Annotated in this window: 20 protein-coding genes; 12 read left to right on the top strand and 8 right to left on the bottom strand. The window is 61.8% G+C overall.

The window, feature by feature from the left end:
* Window positions 1-10 precede the first annotated feature (10 nt).
* Window positions 11-265 (top strand): LPS translocon maturation chaperone LptM, encoded by a 255-nt coding sequence (lptM, locus tag O987_RS03585; RefSeq protein WP_019043030.1) that lies wholly within the window; start codon window positions 11-13, stop codon window positions 263-265.
* A gap of 74 nt (window positions 266-339) precedes the next feature.
* Window positions 340-1,155 carry an MBL fold metallo-hydrolase gene (locus O987_RS03580; protein WP_043370867.1) on the top strand — a complete coding sequence of 272 codons (816 nt, stop codon included), beginning with the start codon at window positions 340-342 and terminating at the stop codon, window positions 1,153-1,155.
* On the opposite strand, the gene O987_RS03575 is transcribed toward O987_RS03580, so the two are convergent.
* The 5 genes from O987_RS03575 to O987_RS03555 form a co-directional block, all read right to left on the bottom strand.
* Window positions 1,131-1,751 (bottom strand): sulfite oxidase heme-binding subunit YedZ, encoded by a 621-nt coding sequence (locus O987_RS03575; protein ID WP_003058735.1) that lies wholly within the window; start codon window positions 1,749-1,751, stop codon window positions 1,131-1,133. The two genes, O987_RS03580 and O987_RS03575, sit on opposite strands and share 25 nt — an antisense overlap.
* Entirely contained in the window at window positions 1,751-2,743 is a 993-nt protein-coding gene (msrP, locus tag O987_RS03570; protein ID WP_003058737.1) for a protein-methionine-sulfoxide reductase catalytic subunit MsrP, read from the bottom strand. The genes O987_RS03575 and msrP overlap by 1 nt, the downstream gene beginning before the upstream one ends.
* Window positions 2,744-2,936: 193 nt before the next feature.
* Entirely contained in the window at window positions 2,937-4,271 is a 1,335-nt protein-coding gene (ccsB, locus tag O987_RS03565; protein WP_043370865.1) for a c-type cytochrome biogenesis protein CcsB, read from the bottom strand.
* Window positions 4,268-6,445, bottom strand: a complete 2,178-nt coding sequence (locus O987_RS03560) for a cytochrome c biogenesis protein ResB (RefSeq protein WP_043370864.1) — start codon at window positions 6,443-6,445, stop codon at window positions 4,268-4,270. Before O987_RS03560 ends, ccsB begins: the two co-directional genes overlap by 4 nt.
* 130 nt (window positions 6,446-6,575) lie before the next feature.
* A complete protein-coding gene (locus O987_RS03555) occupies window positions 6,576-7,199 on the bottom strand; it encodes a c-type cytochrome (protein ID WP_019043027.1) in 624 nt (207 codons plus the stop codon).
* Window positions 7,200-7,276: 77 nt separating this feature from the next.
* Here O987_RS03555 and yihA point away from each other — a divergent pair, with 77 nt between their 5' ends.
* Together yihA and O987_RS03545 are read left to right on the top strand one after the other, a co-directional pair.
* Window positions 7,277-8,047 (top strand): ribosome biogenesis GTP-binding protein YihA/YsxC, encoded by a 771-nt coding sequence (gene yihA, locus O987_RS03550; RefSeq protein WP_050871723.1) that lies wholly within the window; start codon window positions 7,277-7,279, stop codon window positions 8,045-8,047.
* A gap of 44 nt (window positions 8,048-8,091) precedes the next feature.
* On the top strand, window positions 8,092-9,009 hold the full coding sequence (locus O987_RS03545) for an alpha/beta fold hydrolase (protein ID WP_043370863.1): 918 nt from the start codon (window positions 8,092-8,094) through the stop codon (window positions 9,007-9,009).
* Between the two features lie 51 nt (window positions 9,010-9,060).
* Here the strand turns inward: O987_RS03545 and O987_RS03540 are convergent, their stop codons facing one another.
* Both O987_RS03540 and O987_RS03535 read right to left on the bottom strand, forming a co-directional pair.
* Window positions 9,061-9,942: a lysophospholipid acyltransferase family protein gene (locus O987_RS03540; protein ID WP_043370862.1), complete on the bottom strand. Its 882-nt coding sequence runs from the start codon at window positions 9,940-9,942 to the stop codon at window positions 9,061-9,063.
* The gene (locus O987_RS03535) at window positions 9,939-10,790 is read right to left on the bottom strand and encodes a lysophospholipid acyltransferase family protein (protein WP_080731435.1); all 852 of its coding nucleotides are present in this window, start codon (window positions 10,788-10,790) and stop codon (window positions 9,939-9,941) included. Before O987_RS03535 ends, O987_RS03540 begins: the two co-directional genes overlap by 4 nt.
* A gap of 126 nt (window positions 10,791-10,916) precedes the next feature.
* Between O987_RS03535 and metK the strand changes: the two genes are divergently transcribed.
* Window positions 10,917-12,104: a methionine adenosyltransferase gene (gene metK / locus O987_RS03530; RefSeq protein WP_003061970.1), complete on the top strand. Its 1,188-nt coding sequence runs from the start codon at window positions 10,917-10,919 to the stop codon at window positions 12,102-12,104.
* A gap of 191 nt (window positions 12,105-12,295) precedes the next feature.
* Window positions 12,296-12,469 carry a DUF1328 domain-containing protein gene (locus O987_RS27695; protein ID WP_019043022.1) on the top strand — a complete coding sequence of 58 codons (174 nt, stop codon included), beginning with the start codon at window positions 12,296-12,298 and terminating at the stop codon, window positions 12,467-12,469.
* 72 nt (window positions 12,470-12,541) lie between these two features.
* On the opposite strand, the gene O987_RS03520 is transcribed toward O987_RS27695, so the two are convergent.
* Window positions 12,542-13,225 carry an NUDIX hydrolase gene (locus O987_RS03520; RefSeq protein WP_043370859.1) on the bottom strand — a complete coding sequence of 228 codons (684 nt, stop codon included), beginning with the start codon at window positions 13,223-13,225 and terminating at the stop codon, window positions 12,542-12,544.
* A gap of 122 nt (window positions 13,226-13,347) precedes the next feature.
* Between O987_RS03520 and O987_RS03515 the strand changes: the two genes are divergently transcribed.
* The 6 genes from O987_RS03515 to O987_RS03490 all read left to right on the top strand — a co-directional run bounded on the left by O987_RS03515 (window position 13,348) and on the right by O987_RS03490 (window position 19,657).
* The gene (locus O987_RS03515; protein ID WP_043370858.1) at window positions 13,348-14,196 is read left to right on the top strand and encodes a cysteine hydrolase; all 849 of its coding nucleotides are present in this window, start codon (window positions 13,348-13,350) and stop codon (window positions 14,194-14,196) included.
* A gap of 68 nt (window positions 14,197-14,264) precedes the next feature.
* Complete coding sequence (gene pncB / locus O987_RS03510; RefSeq protein ID WP_043370856.1) at window positions 14,265-15,470, top strand: nicotinate phosphoribosyltransferase; 1,206 nt, start codon at window positions 14,265-14,267, stop codon at window positions 15,468-15,470.
* Window positions 15,471-15,486: 16 nt separating this feature from the next.
* Window positions 15,487-17,190 (top strand): NAD+ synthase, encoded by a 1,704-nt coding sequence (locus O987_RS03505; RefSeq protein WP_043370855.1) that lies wholly within the window; start codon window positions 15,487-15,489, stop codon window positions 17,188-17,190.
* A gap of 218 nt (window positions 17,191-17,408) precedes the next feature.
* Window positions 17,409-18,569 (top strand): bifunctional nicotinamide-nucleotide adenylyltransferase/Nudix hydroxylase, encoded by a 1,161-nt coding sequence (locus O987_RS03500; protein WP_019043017.1) that lies wholly within the window; start codon window positions 17,409-17,411, stop codon window positions 18,567-18,569.
* Window positions 18,570-18,635: 66 nt separating this feature from the next.
* Window positions 18,636-19,124 carry a GNAT family N-acetyltransferase gene (locus O987_RS03495; RefSeq protein WP_019043016.1) on the top strand — a complete coding sequence of 163 codons (489 nt, stop codon included), beginning with the start codon at window positions 18,636-18,638 and terminating at the stop codon, window positions 19,122-19,124.
* A 194-nt stretch (window positions 19,125-19,318) separates the two neighbouring features.
* Complete coding sequence (locus O987_RS03490; RefSeq protein ID WP_019043015.1) at window positions 19,319-19,657, top strand: H-NS family nucleoid-associated regulatory protein; 339 nt, start codon at window positions 19,319-19,321, stop codon at window positions 19,655-19,657.
* The last annotated feature ends 4 nt before the right edge of the window (window positions 19,658-19,661 follow it).

Raw genomic sequence — 19,661 nt, 5'->3', positions numbered from 1 at the left:
CAATTTGCCCATGTTGAAAGCCAACCAAATTCTAGTCAGGAGCATTGTCCTTGCGGCTTGTGCGGCGTCCCTCGCAGCACTTTCGGCCTGTGGACAAAAAGGCCCGCTCTATCTGCCCACCGATCCTGCCGCCCAGGGCCGCGCCACGCTGCCAGAAACGCTGGGCATTTCCAGCAAGCCCTCCAGCGCAGCAACACCCGCAACGAAAGCCATGCCGACAGAGGCGGACGAGATACCCCAGACCGATGCCAAGCCCAAGCCCTGAGGCTTGATGCACGTCAACATGGCGCCCGGACTTACTCTCTAGAGTGACGGCATCTTGTCCTTTGACAAACCGCCATGTCCATTGAGCTCTATCGCGACAAAAACCACATCTGCCTGATGTTCACCGACCTCATCGAGGAGGACGGCCAGGCCATTCAGGCCAATCAGTTCCTGATTGTGGACCACGGCACGGGAGCCATCATCGATCCCGGCGGCAACCTGGCTTTCAACGAGCTGTTCATGGGCATGTCGCGGCATTTTCCGCCGCAAAAGCTCGCCTATCTGATTGCCTCGCATGCCGACCCGGACATCATTGCCTCGCTGGACCGCTGGATGAGCAGCACGCGCGCGCAACTGGTCATATCGCGCATCTGGGAGCGCTTTGCACCGCACTTCACCAAGGTGGGCAAGACGGAAAATCGCGTCATCGGGGTGCCCGATGCGGGCGGGCGCCTGCCGCTGGGCCATAGCGAACTGGTGCTGCTGCCCGCGCATTTCCTGCATGCCGAGGGCAACTTCCACTTCTACGACCCGATCAGCAAGATTCTGTTCACGGGCGACCTGGGCGTATCCCTGACCACTGGCGCAGAAGCCCGGAAGCCCGTCACCGATCTCGCCCCGCATATTGCACGCATGGAAGGCTTTCACCGTCGCTACATGGTCTCCAACAAGATTCTGCGCCTATGGGTTCAGATGGCGCGCCAGCTGTCCATCGACATGATCGTGCCCCAGCATGGCGCTCCCATCATGGGCAAGCAGGCGATTGGCGATCTGTTCAATTGGCTCGAAGGCCTGCAGTGCGGCATCGACCTGTTCGACCAGGATGCCTACCGGCTTCCTTCGGCGCAGATCGACCCGGTCTCGCGTCAGCTGCGTACCGCAGCCGGCTGACGGCTCCTGAGAGCACGCACCACTCGCCAGCCCAGCAAGGCTCCGAGAATGGCGGCATAGACCGCCACCTCTGCAAAATTGTTCTTGCCGGCGCGCATCCAGAAGAAATGCAGCAGGGCCAGCGGCACCGCCACATAGACCGCGCGGTGCAGCCACTGCCAGCGCTTGCCGCCCAGGGCCTTGAGCATGAACTTTGGCGAGGTGACCGCCAGCACCAGCAGCAGCAGCCAGGTGCTGAAACCCACCAGGATAAAGGGCCGCTTGGGGATATCGGCCACGATATCGCCCCAATCCAGCCCCATGTCGAACCAGGCATAGCAAAGCAGGTGCAGACAGGCGTAGAAGAACACGTACAGGCCCAGCATGCGCCGCCAGCGCACCAGCAGATTCCAGCCGCTGATCTGGCGCAGCGGCGTCACCGCCAGCACGATGCAGAGAAAACGCAGAGTCCAGTCACCCGTGCTGCGCAGCAGGGCTTCGGCCGGATTCGCCCCCAGCCCGTCGGTGAACGCCGCATAGAACAGCCATGCGCAAGGCAGCAGGCACAGCGTGAAGACCAGTGGCTTGGCCCAGGGCTTGAGCAACCAGGCCTGCATCAGTAGAACTTCTTCAGATCCATGCCCGCATACAGCGACGCCACCTGATCGCCATAGCCGTTGAACAGCAAGGTCTTGCGTCGCTTGGCGAACAGCCCGCCCTCGCCGATGCGCCGCTCGGTGGCCTGGCTCCAGCGCGGATGATCGACCTCGGGATTCACATTCGAATAAAAGCCGTACTCGTTGCGTGCCGCCTTGTTCCAGGCGGTGCCGGGCTGCTTGTCGGTCAGGCGGATTGCCACCAGCGACTTGGCGCTCTTGAAACCATATTTCCAGGGCACGACCAGGCGCAGCGGCGCACCATTCTGGTTGGGCAGAACCTCGCCATACATGCCAAAGGCCAGCAGTGTCAGCGGGTGCATGGCCTCATCCAGCCGCAAGCCCTCGGTATAGGGCCAGTCCAGCACCCCGCTTCTGAGTCCGGGCATCTGGGCCTTGTCGGCCAGGGTGACGAATTCCACATACTTGGCGCCGGATAGCGGCTGCACTTTCTTGAGCAGTTCGGACAGCGAGTAACCCACCCAGGGGATGACCATGGACCAGCCCTCCACGCAGCGCAGGCGGTAGATGCGCTCTTCCATGGGCGCGAGCTTGAGCAGGCTGTCGATGTCCAGGGTCTGTGGCTTTTGCACCAGCCCTTCGATGCGCACCGTCCAGGGCCGGGTCTTGAGCGTGTGCGCATTGCGTGCGGGCTCGTCCTTGTCCAGACCGAACTCGTAGTAGTTGTTGTAGCTGGTCACGTCCTGGTAACTGGTGGCCGCCTCCACGGTCATGGCGCCAGCCACCTTGCTGGCCACGCCCTTCAGGGCGGGTAGATGCACGCGATCGGTCGCAGCCAGCGCGTCACGGCCGGCCCAGCCTGCCAGGGTCGCGCCCGCAGCGCCCATGGCCAGGGTCTGCAGAAAGTCCCGGCGCTGCAGGTATTGGGGCTGAGGCGTGATCTCGCTGCCCAGTGGATGTTCAAAGCCTTGGTTGCGGTGACGTATCAGCATAGGAATGCTCCCAAACGACGATCAAGAGTAGTGCGATTTGGAAGCCCCCTGCGTCAGCAAAGTTCCTCCGAATTTTTCAATAAAAAAGGAGCTGCCAGCGCTTGATGATCAACGATTTCAGACTGTTTTCAACCTGAAATCCTTATTCAATCAGCGCAAGCAGCTCCTGTTTTTGGAGTACCTGGTGCGAGGCCTACAGCTCGCCGTAGCTGTGCAGGCCCGACAGAAACATGTTCACCCCCAGGAAGGCAAAGGTGGTGACGGCCAGACCCGCCAGCGCCCACCAGGCGGACACCGTGCCACGCAGCCCCTTCATCAAGCGCATATGCAGCCAGGCCGCATAGTTGAGCCAGACGATCAGCGCCCAGGTTTCCTTGGGGTCCCAGCTCCAGTAGCCGCCCCAGGCCTCGGCCGCCCACAGAGCGCCGAGCACGGTGGCGATGGTGAAGAAGGCAAAGCCCACGGCGATGGCCTTGTACATCACGTCGTCCAGGATCTCAAACGAAGGCAGACGGGCCGCAATGCGCTTGCGCGAGAACAGGATGCCGGCCACGATCAGGGCCGAAATGCCGAAGTACACCATCCAGTAGCTGCCGCCGTTCTCGGTCGCGCCCTTGCGAAAGACGATGGGCTCGAAGCACAGGACCACGCCCAGCAGCCACAGCGGCGCAAGCTTGTACCATTTGGTCTCGGTGGCCTGCTGCTTGATCAGATAGGCGAACGCCACCATGGCCGACAGCGCAAACGTGCCGTAGCCGATGAAGTTGGCGGGCACATGCAGCTTCATCCACCAGCTCTTGAGGGCAGGCACCAGGGGCTGAATCTCATGGGCCTGGCGCACCAGCGTGTACCAGAGCAGAAAGCCCACGGCCGCGCTGACCACCAGCATCACAAAGCCGCCCAGGGCACGCGTGTCGTAATGCTGCTCGTAGTACAGATAGAAGATGGCCGTCATCCAGCAGAACATGACGAATACTTCGTAGAGATTGCTGACGGGGATATGGCCGATGTCCGGGCCCAGCAGATAGCTCTCGTACCAGCGCACCATGGTGCCGATCAGCGCCATCGCGACGGCCAGCCAGGCCAGGCGCGAACCCAGCAGCGACATGACCGAGCGCTCGCCCTTGGCGAATACGCCGATCCAGTAGAAAGCCGTGCTGATGAAGAACACCATGCTCATCCAAAGGATGGCGGACTGGCTGGAGAGGAAGCACTTCAGGCCGAAGACGGTCTCCGAGCGTGCCAGCTCGCCGCCATCCGCTCCCTGATAAAGACCGATGGCCAGGAGCGAGCAGCCCGCCACGCTCAGCATCAGCACCGCCAGCGGGCGCCAGAACCATCCCAGCCAGATCATGGCCGGGATGGTCGCCAGCAAAATGCCCTTCTCATATACATCCATATAGGCGGCATAGCGCTGCAGCGCATAGCCCAGGCCCACGGCCACCACGACCGCGAACAACCAGTCAAACCAGTTGCGGCGGGCGAAATAGCCTTCGTTCAAAGTCAATGTCGTGGTTGCGGTGTTCATACAGAACCTCCGGGAGTCTTCTTTTGTAAGGGCTTGGCCCCGATCAGCTTGTCGGCCAGCATGGCGAACTCGCGGTCGCCATCCATGGTCTTGCGGTTGGTGGACAAGGCCATGTTCGCATGGCTGCCACCATTCGCAGGGGTCAGCCAGATCCAGATGCGGCGGTCACGCACGTACAGCATGGCAAAAACGCCAATGATCAGGAAGAGGCAACCGAGGTAAACAATGTTTTTACCTGGAGCGCGCGCCACCTGGAACACGCTGGCCTGGACCTGCTTGAAGTCCTGCAGCATGAAGACCACGGACGCCGGGTAGAACTGCGCATCGCTGAGCGAGAACACCGATTGCGTCATGAAGGCCTGGGTCTTCTCGTCGTTCTCGAAAGGCTTGAGTCCCGCCTGCTGGCGCACCTGCTGGGCCAGCTCGAACAGCACGCCGTTCAGAATCCGCACCAGCACCTCGCCGGCGCGCTCGCGCTCGGCCTCGGGCACATTGCTGTCCATGAAGCCCGATATCGCCTGCAGGCCACCGAGCTGGCGGCCGTCGGGAGCCTTGAGCTTGCTGTCCTGACCGGCGAACAGCTCCAGCGCCTTGAGCGCGGACTGCGTCAGCGGCTCGGCCAGTTCGGGCTTGGAGACATCGACCGCCCGCTGAACATAAGCGCGCGCCGCCTTCTCGGCCTGGGTCTTGCTCTGCATCGCCTGGCGCAGCTGCATGAAGGTGTTCATCGTGCCCTCAGGGTCGGCAGGCACGCGCAGATAGCGCATCTGGTCGGCCTGGTTCTCACGCACGCCAAGCAGGAAGACGGGCTGGCCATCGCCCGTGTCCACGGGCAGCATGTAATTCTGGAACTCGCGCGCCTGGCCCGAGGCATCGCGCAGCTTGTAGCCCACGCTGGGGCCGATATTGCGCAAATCCTTCTTGTCCGTGGTCTTGTGAGCTGCGCCCAGGCGCTCGTCGATGACCTGCCTCAGATCAACCTTGCGCACATCGGTGCCGGCGCCCTTGTCCTGGCCGCCGAAGTTCTCCACATTGATGGTGCGCAGCGCCGTGTACTCCAGCGTCACCTTGTCCTGCTGGCCATCGGCCAGCTTGCGCACGAACTCGGTGGAGTTGCCGATCACGCCCTCCACGTCGAAGGGCTGGGAGACGCCATCCATGGGCACTGCATGCAGCTTGACGCTGGAGCCGCCGTCATCGAAGCTGCTCTGGTAGATCTCGATGCCCTTGTAGCTCGCCGGATGGTTCACCTCCACGCGCTTTTCCAGCTTCTCGCCGGTGGCACGGTCATGAATCACGATCTCGCTGGCAAACAGCTTGGGCATGCCGGTGGAGTAGTACTCCACGATGAATTTCTTCAGTTCCACCGAAAATGGCAGATCTTGCAGCAAGATGCCGTCCGATTGATTCAGGATAGCCGTTCCGGACTGCGTGCCTTCGGAGACCATGAGGTTGCCGCGGAAGGTCGGATTCTTGATGGACAGACGGTGCTCGGGCGCCACGTCCGAGATCATGCCGCCGCCGGTATAAGGCGTTTTGCCGCCCAGCAGCATCTGAGCCCGCACGATGAGGTCGCCGTCAAACAGCCCGCCGATGCAGATCAGCACGATTGCACAATGCGCGGCAATATAGCCCAGCTTGTTGACCGCACCGGCCTTGGCAGCCAGCATCCAGCCGGTGCCAGGCCCGGCCGCCGTGTCGCGCTGCTGCATCTTGACCTTCCAGCCACCGGACACCAGTTGCTGGCCGAGGCGCCTGGCCGCCTCTTCGGTACTGCCCGCCACATCGGCCTCGGCGCGATGGTGGAATGCCTTGAGGCTTTGTTCGCGGAGGTTTTCCTTGTAATTGCGGATATCGGCCAGATATTTGGGAGCATGGCGGCTCACGCACAGCGAGGTGCTGATGACCAGAAACGTCAGAATCAGCAAAAACCACCAGGCGCTGTAGACCGCATTGAGCTTGAGCGCCAGAAACAGCTGCGCCCAGAAGGGGCCGAACTGGTTGACATAGTTGACCAGCGGTTCATGTTGCTTGAGCACCGTGCCGATGACCGATGCGATGCAGATCACCGTGAGCAGTGAAATCGCAAAGCGCATGGAGGCCAGCAACTCCAGAGTCGCGCGCACTGCCTGTGAGCGAGAGGAGTCACGATCGCGAAGTGGAAGGTCTGACATGAGGATGAGATAGAGCCGAACGCAAAAAGGCGGGCCATCTGCTGAACTAGCCGATGGGCCCGCCTGACTTGGGGGGTGCCAGATGCCTGAAAGTTCCCGGAGTCACCCGCGCATCTGGTGAAAAGGATTTTTAACGCAAGCCAGCTATATAGTCTGCCACGGCCTTGATTTCGCGATCATTAAGCTTGGCAGCAACCTGGGCCATGGGAATGCTATTGCTGCGCTTGCCGTCGCGAAAGTCCGTCAGGGACTTCACGGTATATTCAGCATGCTGACCCGACAGACGCGGGTACTGGGCCGGAATGCCGGAGCCGTTGGGGCTGTGGCAACCCGCGCAGGCGGCAATCTGGCGCTCCTGAATGCCGCCGCGGAAAATGCGCTCACCCAGGGCGATGGAGTCCTTGTCCTTGGAGAAGCCGTTCTTGGGCGCCTGGGTATGCAGCCAGGCCGCGATATTCTGCATATCGCCATCGCTGAGCGTGGAGGCAAAGCCCTTCATCACCGGGTCGTTGCGCTTGCCGTCCTTGAACTCGCGCAACTGCTTGACCAGATACTCGGGGTGCTGGCCTGCCAGCTTGGGCTGCAGAGGAATGGTGGAATTGCCGTCTGCGGCATGACAGGCGACGCAAACCGCCCCATAACTGGCTTGCCCTTTGGCAGCATCCGCCTTGACAGGTGTTTCTCCCGCAGAAAATGCGGGGAAGGCAGGTGCTGCGAAAATGGCAGCAGTCAGCAAAGAGGCAAGCAACTTCATATCAAGGGGCTGGGTCTATTGTTGAGAGCTCGAATCCATCAAATTCTACAATGGGCCTCCCTGAAATAGTTACCGTCATGACCCATGCTTCCCCGGATACCACTGCCGGAAAAACACTTTCTTTGATCGACAGCAAGCTTGCGATGGGCTGGATGCACACCGCACGCTTTTTCACGACCGCGGCCCAGCTCAACCAGCTACCCAAGGTCGACGTTCCCGAGATTGCCTTCGTCGGCCGCTCCAACGCCGGCAAGTCCACGGCCATCAATACGCTGACCCAGCAAAAGCAGCTGGCCTTCGCTTCCAAGAAGCCCGGCCGCACCCAGCACATCAATCTGTTTGCACTGGGCAAGCAGGGCGTGACCGATGCGGTGCTGGCCGACTTGCCCGGCTATGGCTACGCTGCCGTCTCCCGCACCGACAAAGAGCGCTGGCAGCGCGTCATGCTCAGCTACCTGATGAGCCGCGAAAGCCTGTCCGCCGTGGTGCTGCTGTGCGACCCGCGTCTGGGCCTGACCGAGCTCGACGAAGCCCTGCTGGACGCCATCCGTCCGCGCGTGGAGCAAGGCCTGAAGTTTCTCATCGTGCTGACCAAGGCCGACAAGCTGACCCGCGCCGAGCAGGCCAAGATTCTGTCCATCACCAAGCTCAATGCGGGCGGTGGCGAGGTGCGCCTGTTCTCCGCCCTCAAAAAGCAGGGCGTGGACGATGTGGCCCAACTGCTGTGGCACTGGTGCCACCCCGAGGGATTGCCCCAGGCAGGTTTGCCCCAGGCGGGAATGCCCCAGGCTGCTCCCGTCACCCAAGCGACGCCCGCTGACGGGACGCCTGCGCAAAATCAGCCATAGGCGCTTATCTTGCAAGCGCCAGAAGCTACAAAAAGGAGAGCTTCATGGTCATGACTTGCACGCATACCCTGTCCACAGGGGTTGAACTGGAATGTCGTGTCAGCGGCGAGCCGGGTCAGCCCCTGTTGCTGTTTCTGCACGGTTTTCCCGAAGGCGCCTTCATCTGGGATGCATTGCTTGCGCAATTCGGCAGCCGCTATCGCTGCGTGGCCCCCAATCTGCGCGGCTATGGCCGCTCCAGCCAGCCCACGGCCATCAGCGACTACCGTGCCAAATACCTGGTGGAGGATCTGGCCGCCCTGATTGCGCTGGAAAGCGCCGACAAGCGCGCTGCCTGCGTGATTGCCCATGACTGGGGAGGCGCCGTAGCCTGGGGCCTGGCCAACCGCTATCCGCAGCAACTCGAGCGGCTGCTGATACTCAACTCCCCGCATCCGGGCAGCTTCCTGCGGGAGCTGCAGTCCAACCCGGTGCAGCAGTCCGCCAGCCAGTACATGCATTTCCTGCGCCGGCCCGATGCGCCCGAGCTGCTGGCCGAAAACGGCTGGCAGCGCATGCTGGGATTCTTTCAGAACCCCGACGGCAGCACGCCCGCATGGCTGACGCCCGAGCGCAAGCAGCAATACCGCGAGCATTGGGATCTGGGCGTGCATGGCGCCTGCATGTTCTACGCTGCCAGCCCGCTGGTGCCGCCCCGCCCCGGCGGCAGCGCCGATGAACTGCAGGACATTCGCGAGCTCAGCCTGCCCGATGAAATGCTGCATATTCCTGTGCCGGTGCGCATTCTCTGGGGGGATAGCGACCTGGCACTGCAGCCTGCCTTGCTGCATGGGCTGGAGCAATGGGTGCCGCAGCTGGGGATAGAGCATCTCCAGGGCTGCAGCCACTGGGTGGTCCATGAGAGGCCCGAGGCCGTGCAGCGCGCACTGACCGAGTTTCTTCAGACGCCAGGCAGCTCCTGAAAAGAAAGCTTCTGGCGCCCAGCCATCATGGCATGGAGAACGATTTGGCGCCTATTTCCCGGAGTACAGCGATGGCTCGCCGTCCGGGCGCGTCTTGAAGCGTTTGTGCACCCAGTAATACTGCGGAACCATGGTCATGATGGCGGCCTGCAGCTCACGGTTCATGCGGGCGGTGTCGGCCACATGGTCGTCCGTCGGGAAGTTCTCCCAGGCCGGCGTCAGCTCGGCCACATAGCCCTCAGGCGTCATGCGGTTGTAAAGCGCCACCACCTTGGCCTTGCCCAGGCGCGCAAAGCGCGAAAGCGAGGGAATGGTGGCAGTGTCCTGCACCGCGAAAAAGGGCACAAACACCGAGTCATTCTTGCCGTAGTCCATATCGGGCAGCAGATACAGCAGCCCGCCCTTGCGCAGGCACTGGATGATGGGTTTGACGCCATCTGCACGGTTGAGCATCTTCACATTGCCGAAGCGCTGGCGGCCATTCATGAACCAGCGATCCAGATCCGGATCGGGATTGGTGGCGAAGATGGAAGTGAACTCGCGCTCGGTATTGAGCGGCAGGGCCAGGCCACCGGCATCCATGCTGTAGAAATGCGGCGCGAAGACGATGGTGGGCGTATCGCCCTTCAACTCATGCGTGGCTCCGACCAGCTTGACACGGCTGCGCACCAGCTCCTCGGAGCCGAACCACAGCCAACTTCTGTCGAGAAAGGTCTGGCAAAAGACTTCAAAAGACTCCTTCGCCCAGGCTTTGCGCTGCACCTCAGGCACATCGGGAAAGCACAGCTCGAAGTTGCGCAGCGCTATGCGCCGGCGCTGGCCCGCCACCACGAACAGCACACGCCCCACAACCTTGCCCAGCCCGCGCAGCAGGGGCAGCGGCAGCTTGGCCAGCAAATGCATGCAGCCGATGGCGATCTTGCTGGCACTCATGCCTTCTCCCCTGAGAGTTGCTTGTCTTCACGCGGCTGCTTGTAGCGGCCGTAGCCCCACAGGTATTGCTGCGGAGACTGGCGGATGGTGGTTTCCATGGCGCGGTTGATCAGCGCCACGGTGGCTTCCAGCGATTGAGATTCGGGCACAGGCAATTCCTCTAGATACAGCGTATAGCCCCGCCCCCAGGACTTGCGCTCGCACCGCGCCACGATGACCGTGGCCCCGGTTTGCAGCACCAGTCGCGCTGCCAATGTCATCGTATACGCATCGCGGCCGAAAAAAGGCGACCAGATACCCAGCCCGTTGGGCGGAACCTGATCGGGCAGCAGCCCCACGGCAGCGCCCTGGCGCAGGGCCTTGATCATCTGACGCACGCCCGCCAAGGTGGTGGGAACGGCCTGGACGCCGGGACGATTGCGCGCGGTTTCCAGAATTTGAGCCAGCCAGCCCTGGCGTGCGGGGCGGTAGAGCACGGTGATTGCGCCGTGCCGGTCCGACCAGCGTCGCGCCGCGGCCTGCACGGACATCTCGAAGCAGCCCAGATGAGGCGTGAGAAACACAATGCCCTTGCCACGCGCATAGGCCTGCTCGACGACGGCTTCGTTGACCATGTCGCATTGCGGCAACTGACCCAGCCAGATGCGCGGCATCTCGAACACCATGCGCCCCGCATGCCCCACCGCAGCCCTGACCTGGGCAAAGGCATAGCCGGCCTGTGCGGCATTGGCTGCAAATCGGCGCCGATAGGTTGGAGATAGCGCCCAGGTCACCCACCCCATGGCAGCGCCAAGGCCATGCAATAGCCATAAAGGCAGTGCAGCAAACAGTCGAAACAGGGAAGGCATTAGAATAGCGGGGTCGCTGAGTTAAAGAGCAACTTGCAGGGCGACGTAAAAACAAAACTGCTAAAGCGTTCGCCAGACTTCGAAGCTCGGGCAACGCAATTGCCCAAGCAACAAGGAGTTATATCAATGGCGAACAGCGATTTTCTGTTTACCTCGGAATCGGTTTCTGAAGGCCACCCCGATAAGGTTGCCGACCAGATCTCTGACGCGATTCTGGACGCTATTTTCACCCAAGACCCGCATAGCCGCGTGGCTGCCGAGACACTGACCAACACCGGTCTGGTGGTATTGGCCGGTGAAATCACCACCGGTGCGAATGTGGACTACATCCAGGTCGCACGCGACACCATCAAGCGCATCGGCTACGACAACACCGAATACGGCATCGACTACAAGGGTTGCTCGGTGCTCGTCGCCTACGACAAGCAAAGCCAGGACATCGCCCAGGGCGTGGACAAGGCCAGCGATGACGAGCTGAATACCGGTGCTGGCGACCAGGGCCTGATGTTCGGCTACGCCTGCGACGAAACGCCCGAGCTGATGCCCGCGCCCATCTATTACGCACACCGTCTGATGGAACGCCAGGCCCAGTTGCGCAAGGACGGCCGTCTGCCTTTCTTGCGCCCGGACGCCAAGAGCCAGGTGACCCTGCGCTATGTGGACGGCAAGCCCCACAGCATCGACACCGTGGTGCTGTCCACACAGCACAGCCCCGATCAGTCGGAAACGGCAACCAAAATGAAGGCATCGTTCACCGAAGCCATCATCGAAGAGATCATCAAGCCCGTGCTGCCCTCCGAGTGGCTGCTGGACACCAAGTACCTGATCAATCCCACCGGCCGCTTCGTCGTGGGCGGACCTCAGGGCGACTGCGGCCTGACCGGTCGCAAGATCATTGTGGACACCTACGGCGGTGCCTGCCCCCATGGCGGCGGTGCGTTCTCCGGCAAGGATCCAACCAAGGTGGACCGCTCGGCTGCCTACGCCGCCCGCTATGTGGCCAAGAACGTGGTGGCTGCCGGTCTGGCGCGCCAGTGCCAGGTGCAGGTTGCTTACGCCATCGGCGTGGCCCGCCCCATGAACATCACCGTGTACACCGAAGGCACAGGCGTGATTCCCGATGCGGAAATCGCCAAGCTGGTGGCCGCGCATTTCGACCTGCGCCCCAAGGGCATCATCCAGATGCTGGATCTGCTGCGCCCCATCTACAGCAAGACCGCCGCTTATGGTCACTTCGGCCGCGAAGAGCCCGAGTTCACCTGGGAACGCACCGACAAGGCAGCCCTGCTGCGTGCCGCTGCAGGTCTGAAGTGATTCGGACACCCGCAGCGGACCTGAGGATCTGAGGGCCTCAGCCCCCAAGCCTGGTCAAGAAGCCATCGCAACACATTGCGGTGGCTTTTTTGTTGTCGGATCAAGCCGACAAGGATTTCCCCCAAATGAGCACCGCAAGCCTGCGTCCGGCGACTTAGTCTTGAGACATCGCTTCAGACAAAGGAGTTCCGATGCTCAAGTGGGCCATTATTTTTGCCATCGTTTCCCTGGTGGCCGGTGTTTTCGGCTTCACCGGCGTAGCCGCAGGCGCAGCCGGCATAGCCAAGATCCTGTTCTTCATTTTCATTGCCGTTGCCGTGATCTTCGTGATTCTGGCCCTGCTGGGCATTGGCGCAGTCAGCTAGTCGACGCGGCCGGACCCGAAACGCCAACCCGAATGCCTGCCTTGTGCAGGCATTTTTTCATGCGGAACGGCCTCAAAGCCCCCGGGCAGTCAGCGCCAGCGTCTGGCTGAAGCCGGGTTTGGCCCGGTAAAGCTGGGCAGGCCGGTGCGCTCCGCCACCCTGCATGGCCCCAGGCACAGGCTCCAGCCAGTCCATCTCATCCATCTTGCGCCTGAAGCTGACCTTGTTCAGCGGCTCGCCCAGAATGTTTTCATAGACCTGCTGCAGCTGCGGCAGCGTGAAGGTTTCGCCACACAGGTGAACGGGCAAGGAGGAATACAGGCTTTTGCTGCGCACTCGCTCCAGGGCAGCATCCAGAATGGCGCGATGATCGAACGGCAGCTGCGGCAGGGCCGAGAGCGGCACCACGCTGATGTCGGCACGATCGGGCGGCAGGTTCTGCACGGGCAGCAGAGCGCAATAGGCGATTGCCACCGACCAGCCGCGCGGATCGCGTGCCGGGCCGCTGAAAGTAGCCAACTGCTCAAGATAGGCACCTTCTATGCCCACCTTGGTTCTGAGCACGCGCGCCGCACTGGCCTTGGCGTCCGCGTCTTCCCCGGTATGAATGAAGCCGCCTGGCAATGCCCACACCCCGGCAAAAGGCGCGGCCTGACGACGCAGCAGCACGGCATGCAACTGCTGCTCCACCAGGGTCAGCAGCACCACATCCACGCTGACCTGCACCGTTTCCCTGCGCTCATCACTTTGATTCATTTTTTTACCAACTTCGTTTTTATCGCCTGATTATTTCATAAGACCTCAAAAATACTTAGTTGCAAAAATATTTTAAGTGTTTTAGACTGCAGACATTGCATCTCGCATGAAAGCTGAACACCATGAGTCATCCACAAACCCAGCTGCTCATCATTGACCCGCAAAACGACTTCTGCGATCTGCCTGCCGACTGGTGCCCCCGCTCACCAGACACTCATCAGCTGACAGCACCCCGCCTGGCGGTGACGGGCGCTCATGCCGATATGCAGCGCCTGAGCAGCTGGATGGCAGCCCAGGGAGACAAGCTGGGCCAGATCACCATTACTCTGGACTCGCACCAGGCTTATGACATTGCCCATCCGGCCTTCTGGCAGCAGCGCGATGGCCGTTGCGTCCTGCCATTCACCCCGATCACGGCAGCGCAGGTCCGTGCCGGCGACTATGCACCGCGCAACGCTGCCGAACGGGAACGCACGCTGCAATACCTGGATCAGCTGGAGGCCCAAGGCAGCTACACCCTGATGGTCTGGCCGCTGCACTGCGAGATCGGCAGCTGGGGCCATGGCATGCATGCCAGCGTGCTCGCGGCCTGCCGCCAGTGGCAGGAACTGCAGCATCGTGCCACCCGCCATGTCTTCAAGGGCATGAACCCCTGGACCGAGCATTACAGCGCCATTCGCGCCGAGGTTCCCGACCCGCAGGACGGCGAAACCGGACTCAACACTGCCTTGCTGGCCCAGTTGTGCCAGAGCAGCACACTGGTGATCGCGGGCGAGGCCAGCAGCCACTGCGTGCGCGCCACCACCGAGCACATCGTGGAGCACTGGGGCAGCAGCGACTACTCGCGCATCGTGCTGCTGACGGACTGCATGAGCCCGGTCGCCGGATTCGAGGCCGCGCACCAGGACTTCCTGCAACGCATGCGTGCAACCGGTGTACGCTGCGAAACCAGCGCCAGCTTTGGCTTATGAGACAAATCAGCCGCTAGCACTTATGGATAAAGCGCCAGCAGCTCATATTTTTTGAAAAGAAGAACGGCATGAAGCCCATCATCACCAGTCTGCTGGACACCGACCTCTACAAGTTCACCATGTGGCAGGCCATGCTGCACCGCCACCCCCAGACCGAGGCTGAGTACGAATTTGTCTGCCGCACGCCCACGGCCTTCCCGCTGGCCGAGCTGCTGCCCGAGGTGGAGCGCGAGCTGGATGCCCTGTGCAGTCTGCGCTTTGACCAGGGCGAGCTGGACTATCTGGCCGGTCTGCGCTTCATGAAAAGCGACTTCATCGACTTTCTGCGCATCTTCCAGTTCCAGCGTGCCTTCATCCGCGCCTGGGCCGAGGGCGACCGGCTGCATATCGTGGCCAAGGGCCCGCAAGTCCATGTGATGGGCTTCGAGATCTATGTGCTGGCCATCGTCAACGAGCTGTATTTCCGCCGCTTCGATGCCGAGGCCGCCCTGGTCGAAGGCCGCAAGCGCCTGCAGATCAAGCTGGCCCAGCTCAAGCATCTGGCTGTCGAGGCCAAGCTGCACAACCCCTTCGAGCTGTTTGACTTCGGCGTTCGCCGCCGCTTCTCGGGAGCCTGGCAACGCGAGGTGGTGCAGGCCTTTGCCCAGGAGACCGCGCAGTGGTTCAAGGGCACCTCCAATGTGCTGCTGGCGCGCGATCTGAATCTGGTGCCCATCGGCACCATGGCCCATGAGTATCTGCAGACCTATCAAGCCCTGGGCGTGCGCCTGCGCGACTTCCAGGTAGCCGCCCTCGAGGACTGGGTGCAGGAATATCGCGGCGATCTCGGTATCGCCCTGACCGATACCGTGGGCATGGACGCCTTTCTGGCCGACTTCGACATGTACTTTGCCAAGCTGTTCGACGGCCTGCGTCATGACTCCGGCGATCCCTTCGAATGGGGCGAAAAGGCCATTGCCCACTATGACCAGCTGCGCATTGCCCCGCAGAGCAAGCGCCTGGTGTTCTCGGACGGACTGGATCTGGACACGGCCCTGGCGCTCTACCACCGCTTTGCCGATCGCATCCAGTGCGGCTTCGGCATAGGCACGCGATTGACCAATGACATGGGACTGACCACGATCAATATCGTGATGAAGCTGACCCATGCCAACGGCCAGCCCGTGGCCAAGATTTCGGACTCGCCCGGCAAGACGCTGTGCAACGACGAGACCTATCTGGCCTATCTGCGCCAGGTCTTCAACATCACTGAGCCTGCTGCCAAGGCAGCCTGAATCTTCGGAGGCAACCATGCTGAAAGTCACCCTCGCCCAGCTCAACTACATGGTGGGCGACATCAGCGGCAATATCCGCCGCATGAGAGAGGCCGCAGCCAGGGCAGCGGCCGAGCAGGCCGACCTGGTGGTGTTTTCGGAACTGTCGCTGTGCGGCTACTACCCCGGCGACCTGCTGGACGAGCCCAGCTTTCTGCAAAGACTGGATGCAGGTCTGCAGGAGCTGCTGCAGGCCACGCGCCAGTTTCCCGATCTGCACTGGGTCGTGGGCGCACCCACGCGCCACGATGGCCCCGGCAAACCGCTGCACAACAGCCTGCTGGTGCTCAAGAACGGACAGATCCGCCTGCAGTACGACAAGCAACTGCTTCCCACCTACAACATCTTTGACGAGCGCCGCCACTTCGAGCCCGGATCCGACACGGCCAAGGTGCTGCGCGTGGGCAACTGCCAGGTGGGTTTTCTGGTCTGCGAGGACGGCTGGAACGACCAGGGTGCCGACTACGCCACCAACCCCTTTGTGCGCATGGGCGATGCGGCCCCCGATCTGGTCATCAGCATCAACGCCAGCCCCAGCCACCTGGGCAAGCGCGAGCAGCGTCACGAGGTCTTCACCCAGGCAGCGGCACGTCACAAGCTGGCCATCCTCTATATCAACCAGATCGGAGGCCAGGATCAGATCGTGTTCGACGGCGCATCGTTTGCCGTGGAGCCCGAGGCAGGATTGGTCTTCGAAGCCAGGCGCTTCGAGGAAGATGTCTGCACGCTGGAGCTGAATGCGCAGGGCCGGTTTCAGGCCTGCGACGGCTCGGCCTTGCCTACCGTGCCGGCGCAAGGCCTGGCCACCATGGAGTTCTACCGCCAGCAGATCGTGCTGGGCCTGCGCGACTATGCGCGCCGCTGCGGTTTCCAGCAGGTGGTGGTCGGCAGCTCGGGAGGCATCGATTCGGCATTGACACTGGCCCTGGCCGTCGATGCCCTGGGAGCGGAGAATGTGGTCGGAATCACCATGCCGTCGAGCTACTCCTCGGCGGGCTCGGTCGACGACTCCGTGCTGCTGTGCCGCAATCTGGGTATCAGACTCTACGAGCATCCGATCAAGGAGCTGGTCACCACCTATGCACGCCAGTTCGAGGCCAGCTTTGGTGAACCGCTCAAGGGCCTGGCGCTGGAGAATCTGCAGGCCCGCGCACGCGGCACGACGCTGATGGAGTTTTCCAATGCCTTCGGCCATCTGCTGCTGACCACGGGCAACAAATCCGAAGTCTCGGTGGGCTACTGCACCCTGTATGGCGACACCAACGGCGGTCTGGGACTGATCGGCGATCTGTACAAGACCGAGGTCTTCGAGCTGTCACGCCATATCAACCGCCATGCGGGCCGCGAGCTGATCCCGCAGGCCATCATCGACAAGCCGCCCTCGGCCGAACTGGCTCCCGGCCAGAAGGACGAGGACAGCCTGCCGCCCTATGCCGTGCTCGACGAGATTCTCAAATGGCATATCGAGGGCCAGCATCTGTCCAGCAAGGAATATGCGCAGGCAGCCGCCTTTGTGAACAGGCTGCGCACCGAAGCAGGCGGGCCCGAGACCATTGCCCGCGTACAGAAGCTGGTGTTCCGCAGCGAATACAAGCGCCGCCAGGCTCCGCCCATGCTCAGAGTACGCCCACGGGCCTTTGGCACGGGCCGGCAGATGCCGATTGCGGCACACTACGAATAGCAATGCCCGGCACCTGTTTGAGACAAGCTGGCAAAGCCTTGGAGCACCCTGGGTGCGGCCGAGCGCTTGGCGGCCTGTCTCGAATGCCGACTTTGACCGTGCCGGGCCTGGTTACACATTTAAAAAGTGAGCTAACTTCGCTTACCCAGTAAGCATTTAGCGCGTTTTTACCCATATTTGCCCTTGCGGGCGCCGATTTCTGTACGGGTTTCGCTCTCATGCCTCAAGCCAGTCCCAACACCTCCAGCAAGCGTGTCATCGCCGCCGCACCCGAGACTCTGCCCACCTCCGTGCCCCTGCATACCGCCGTGCTGATCGGCCGCTTTCAGCCACTGCACAACGGCCATATGGCTTTGCTGCACGCCGCGCTGGAGCGTGCTCGCCAGGTCGTGGTGGTACTGGGCAGCGCCTGGCAGGCACCCAATCCCAAAAACCCGTTCAGCTGGCAGGAGCGTGCGCAGATGCTGCGCAATGCGCTATCGAAAGAGGATGCCGAGCGCGTGCGCTGCGTTCCCGTGCGCGACTATTACAACGAGCCGCTGTGGGTGCATGCCGTGCGCGAAGCCGTGCAGGCCCATGTACCCGAAGGCGCGAGCGTGGCCCTGGTCGGACATTTCAAGGACTCCAGCAGCAGCTATCTGGCACGCTTTCCGGGCTGGGAGCTGATCAGCCTGCCGCGCCTGGGCCAGTTCGACGCCACGCCGCTGCGCGAAATCTTCTTCGGTGAGGGCGACACCTCGCCCGAGACCATGGAGGCCGCCCTGGTCAGGCTTTCCTCCCAGATGCCAGAGAGCACGCTGGACTTTTTGCGCCGCTGGGCCCAGACACCGCTGTATCTGCGCCTGCAAAAAGAGTGGCATATGCTGCAGGACTACAAGCGGGCCTGGGCCAAGGCACCTTATGCACCGGTGTTCGTCACCGTGGATGCACTGCTGCGCTGCCGTGCCAAGGGCCAGGACCAGGTGCTGCTGATCCAGCGCGGCCATGCTCCGGGCCAGGGCCTGTGGGCGCTGCCCGGCGGCTTTCTGGAGCAGCGTGACAGCCTCTGGCAATCCTGCATGCGCGAGCTGCGTGAAGAAACCTGCTCCTCCATCAGCGAGGCCGATCTGCTGGCAGCCCTGCAGGCCGTTCAGGTCTTCGATCACCCGGACCGCAGCCTGCGCGGGCGTACCATCACCCATGTGCACTATCTGGATCTGGGCGTGCAGCCCAGTCTGCCCCCGGTACAGGGCGCGGACGACGCAGCCCTGGCCCGCTGGGTGCCGGTTGCCGACCTGCCCCTCATGGAAGCCGAGTTCTTCGAGGACCATTTCCAGATCCTGTGCCAGTTCCTGCCCGTGACCCTGGCTCAGAGCGAGCCCGAGCGCCAGGTCGCCTGATACATCAAAACCATAGCTGCAAGCGCTTTACCATCAAGCGCCGGATCCACTTTTTCCTCTTATTTTATGAGCCAGCTCCATATCCGCCCCGCCACCGAGCAAGACATCGACCTGATCCTGCACTTTGTGCGTGAACTCGCCATCTATGAAAAGGCCGAGCATGAAGTCAAGGCCACGCCCGACCATGTGCGTCGCACGCTGTTCTGCGCCAACCCGGCCGTCTTCGGCCTGATCTGCGAGATTGACGGCCAGGCCGTGGGTTTTGCCGTGTACTTCTTCAACTATTCCACCTGGCAGGGCCAGCACGGCCTGTACCTGGAAGACCTGTACATCACGCCTGACGCACGCGGCCACGGCGCCGGCAAGGCCCTGCTCCAGCATCTGGCCCGGATTGCCCTGGAAAAGGACTGCGGCCGCTTTGAATGGAGTTGCCTGGACTGGAACACGCCCTCCATCAAGTTCTATGACAGCCTGGGCGCCCTGCCGCAGACCGAGTGGATCCGCTATCGCATGACCGGCACCGCCCTGCAGGCCATGGCCGCTGGCGACCAATAGGACTGAGCTGCAGGCCGGATCATCCAGAGTGATGTGTGAAGCCCTTCAAAATGATGCGCATCCCTTTTCAGATTGAGTGTACGCAACATCAACAATGCGGTGCGTTCGCGCTTGCGCCAAAATGAATGGTTTTGCAAAACAATAACAAAGGCGGCAATCAGTGCTGACCTTTCACACTATCTCTGGAATCCAGAATGCCAAGCTATCAAGAACTCATCGCCCAGAAAAGTGCGCTGGACAAGCGCATCGAGGAAGCGCGCAGCACCGAAGCCAAGGAAGCCCTGGCCACCGTCAAGCAACTGATCGCCACCTTCGGCTTTACCTCTCAGCAGGTCTTCCCCTGGAAGCCTGAAGAAAAGAAAAAGGTCGAGGCCAGGTACTACGACCCCGAAAGCGGCGCGACCTGGACCGGCCGTGGCAAGCCTCCGAAGTGGATCGAAGGCAAGGACCGCAACCAGTACGAGATCAAGACCACGCCTACCGTGGACTTCAGCGCCCCTCGCGACGAAAAGAACCCGTTCCCGGTTCAGTAAGCAG

It is taken from the genome of Comamonas testosteroni TK102 (genome assembly GCF_000739375.1).
Classification (GTDB): Bacteria; Pseudomonadota; Gammaproteobacteria; order Burkholderiales; family Burkholderiaceae_C; genus Comamonas; species Comamonas brasiliensis.
The sequence above is the reverse complement of the archived record's forward strand: the minus strand, read 5'-3'. Positions and strand labels throughout refer to the sequence as shown.

Excerpts from the sequence above, each read along its gene's own strand:
- O987_RS03540 (WP_043370862.1), bottom strand. The coding sequence starts at position 9,942 with ATGAGTGCCAGCAAGATCGCCATCGGCTGCATGCATTTGCTGGCCAAG.
- O987_RS03535 (WP_080731435.1), bottom strand. The coding sequence starts at position 10,790 with ATGCCTTCCCTGTTTCGACTGTTTGCTGCACTGCCTTTATGGCTATTG.
- lptM (WP_019043030.1), top strand. The coding sequence starts at position 11 with ATGTTGAAAGCCAACCAAATTCTAGTCAGGAGCATTGTCCTTGCGGCT.
- yihA (WP_050871723.1), top strand. The coding sequence starts at position 7,277 with ATGACCCATGCTTCCCCGGATACCACTGCCGGAAAAACACTTTCTTTG.
- O987_RS03555 (WP_019043027.1), bottom strand. The coding sequence starts at position 7,199 with ATGAAGTTGCTTGCCTCTTTGCTGACTGCTGCCATTTTCGCAGCACCT.
- pncB (WP_043370856.1), top strand. The coding sequence starts at position 14,265 with ATGAAGCCCATCATCACCAGTCTGCTGGACACCGACCTCTACAAGTTC.
- O987_RS03575 (WP_003058735.1), bottom strand. The coding sequence starts at position 1,751 with ATGCAGGCCTGGTTGCTCAAGCCCTGGGCCAAGCCACTGGTCTTCACG.
- O987_RS03560 (WP_043370864.1), bottom strand. The coding sequence starts at position 6,445 with ATGTCAGACCTTCCACTTCGCGATCGTGACTCCTCTCGCTCACAGGCA.
- O987_RS03490 (WP_019043015.1), top strand. The coding sequence starts at position 19,319 with ATGCCAAGCTATCAAGAACTCATCGCCCAGAAAAGTGCGCTGGACAAG.
- O987_RS03515 (WP_043370858.1), top strand. The coding sequence starts at position 13,348 with ATGAGTCATCCACAAACCCAGCTGCTCATCATTGACCCGCAAAACGAC.
- metK (WP_003061970.1), top strand. The coding sequence starts at position 10,917 with ATGGCGAACAGCGATTTTCTGTTTACCTCGGAATCGGTTTCTGAAGGC.
- O987_RS03580 (WP_043370867.1), top strand. The coding sequence starts at position 340 with ATGTCCATTGAGCTCTATCGCGACAAAAACCACATCTGCCTGATGTTC.
- msrP (WP_003058737.1), bottom strand. The coding sequence starts at position 2,743 with ATGCTGATACGTCACCGCAACCAAGGCTTTGAACATCCACTGGGCAGC.
- O987_RS03500 (WP_019043017.1), top strand. The coding sequence starts at position 17,409 with ATGCCTCAAGCCAGTCCCAACACCTCCAGCAAGCGTGTCATCGCCGCC.
- O987_RS03520 (WP_043370859.1), bottom strand. The coding sequence starts at position 13,225 with ATGAATCAAAGTGATGAGCGCAGGGAAACGGTGCAGGTCAGCGTGGAT.
- ccsB (WP_043370865.1), bottom strand. The coding sequence starts at position 4,271 with ATGAACACCGCAACCACGACATTGACTTTGAACGAAGGCTATTTCGCC.
- O987_RS03495 (WP_019043016.1), top strand. The coding sequence starts at position 18,636 with ATGAGCCAGCTCCATATCCGCCCCGCCACCGAGCAAGACATCGACCTG.
- O987_RS03545 (WP_043370863.1), top strand. The coding sequence starts at position 8,092 with ATGGTCATGACTTGCACGCATACCCTGTCCACAGGGGTTGAACTGGAA.
- O987_RS27695 (WP_019043022.1), top strand. The coding sequence starts at position 12,296 with ATGCTCAAGTGGGCCATTATTTTTGCCATCGTTTCCCTGGTGGCCGGT.
- O987_RS03505 (WP_043370855.1), top strand. The coding sequence starts at position 15,487 with ATGCTGAAAGTCACCCTCGCCCAGCTCAACTACATGGTGGGCGACATC.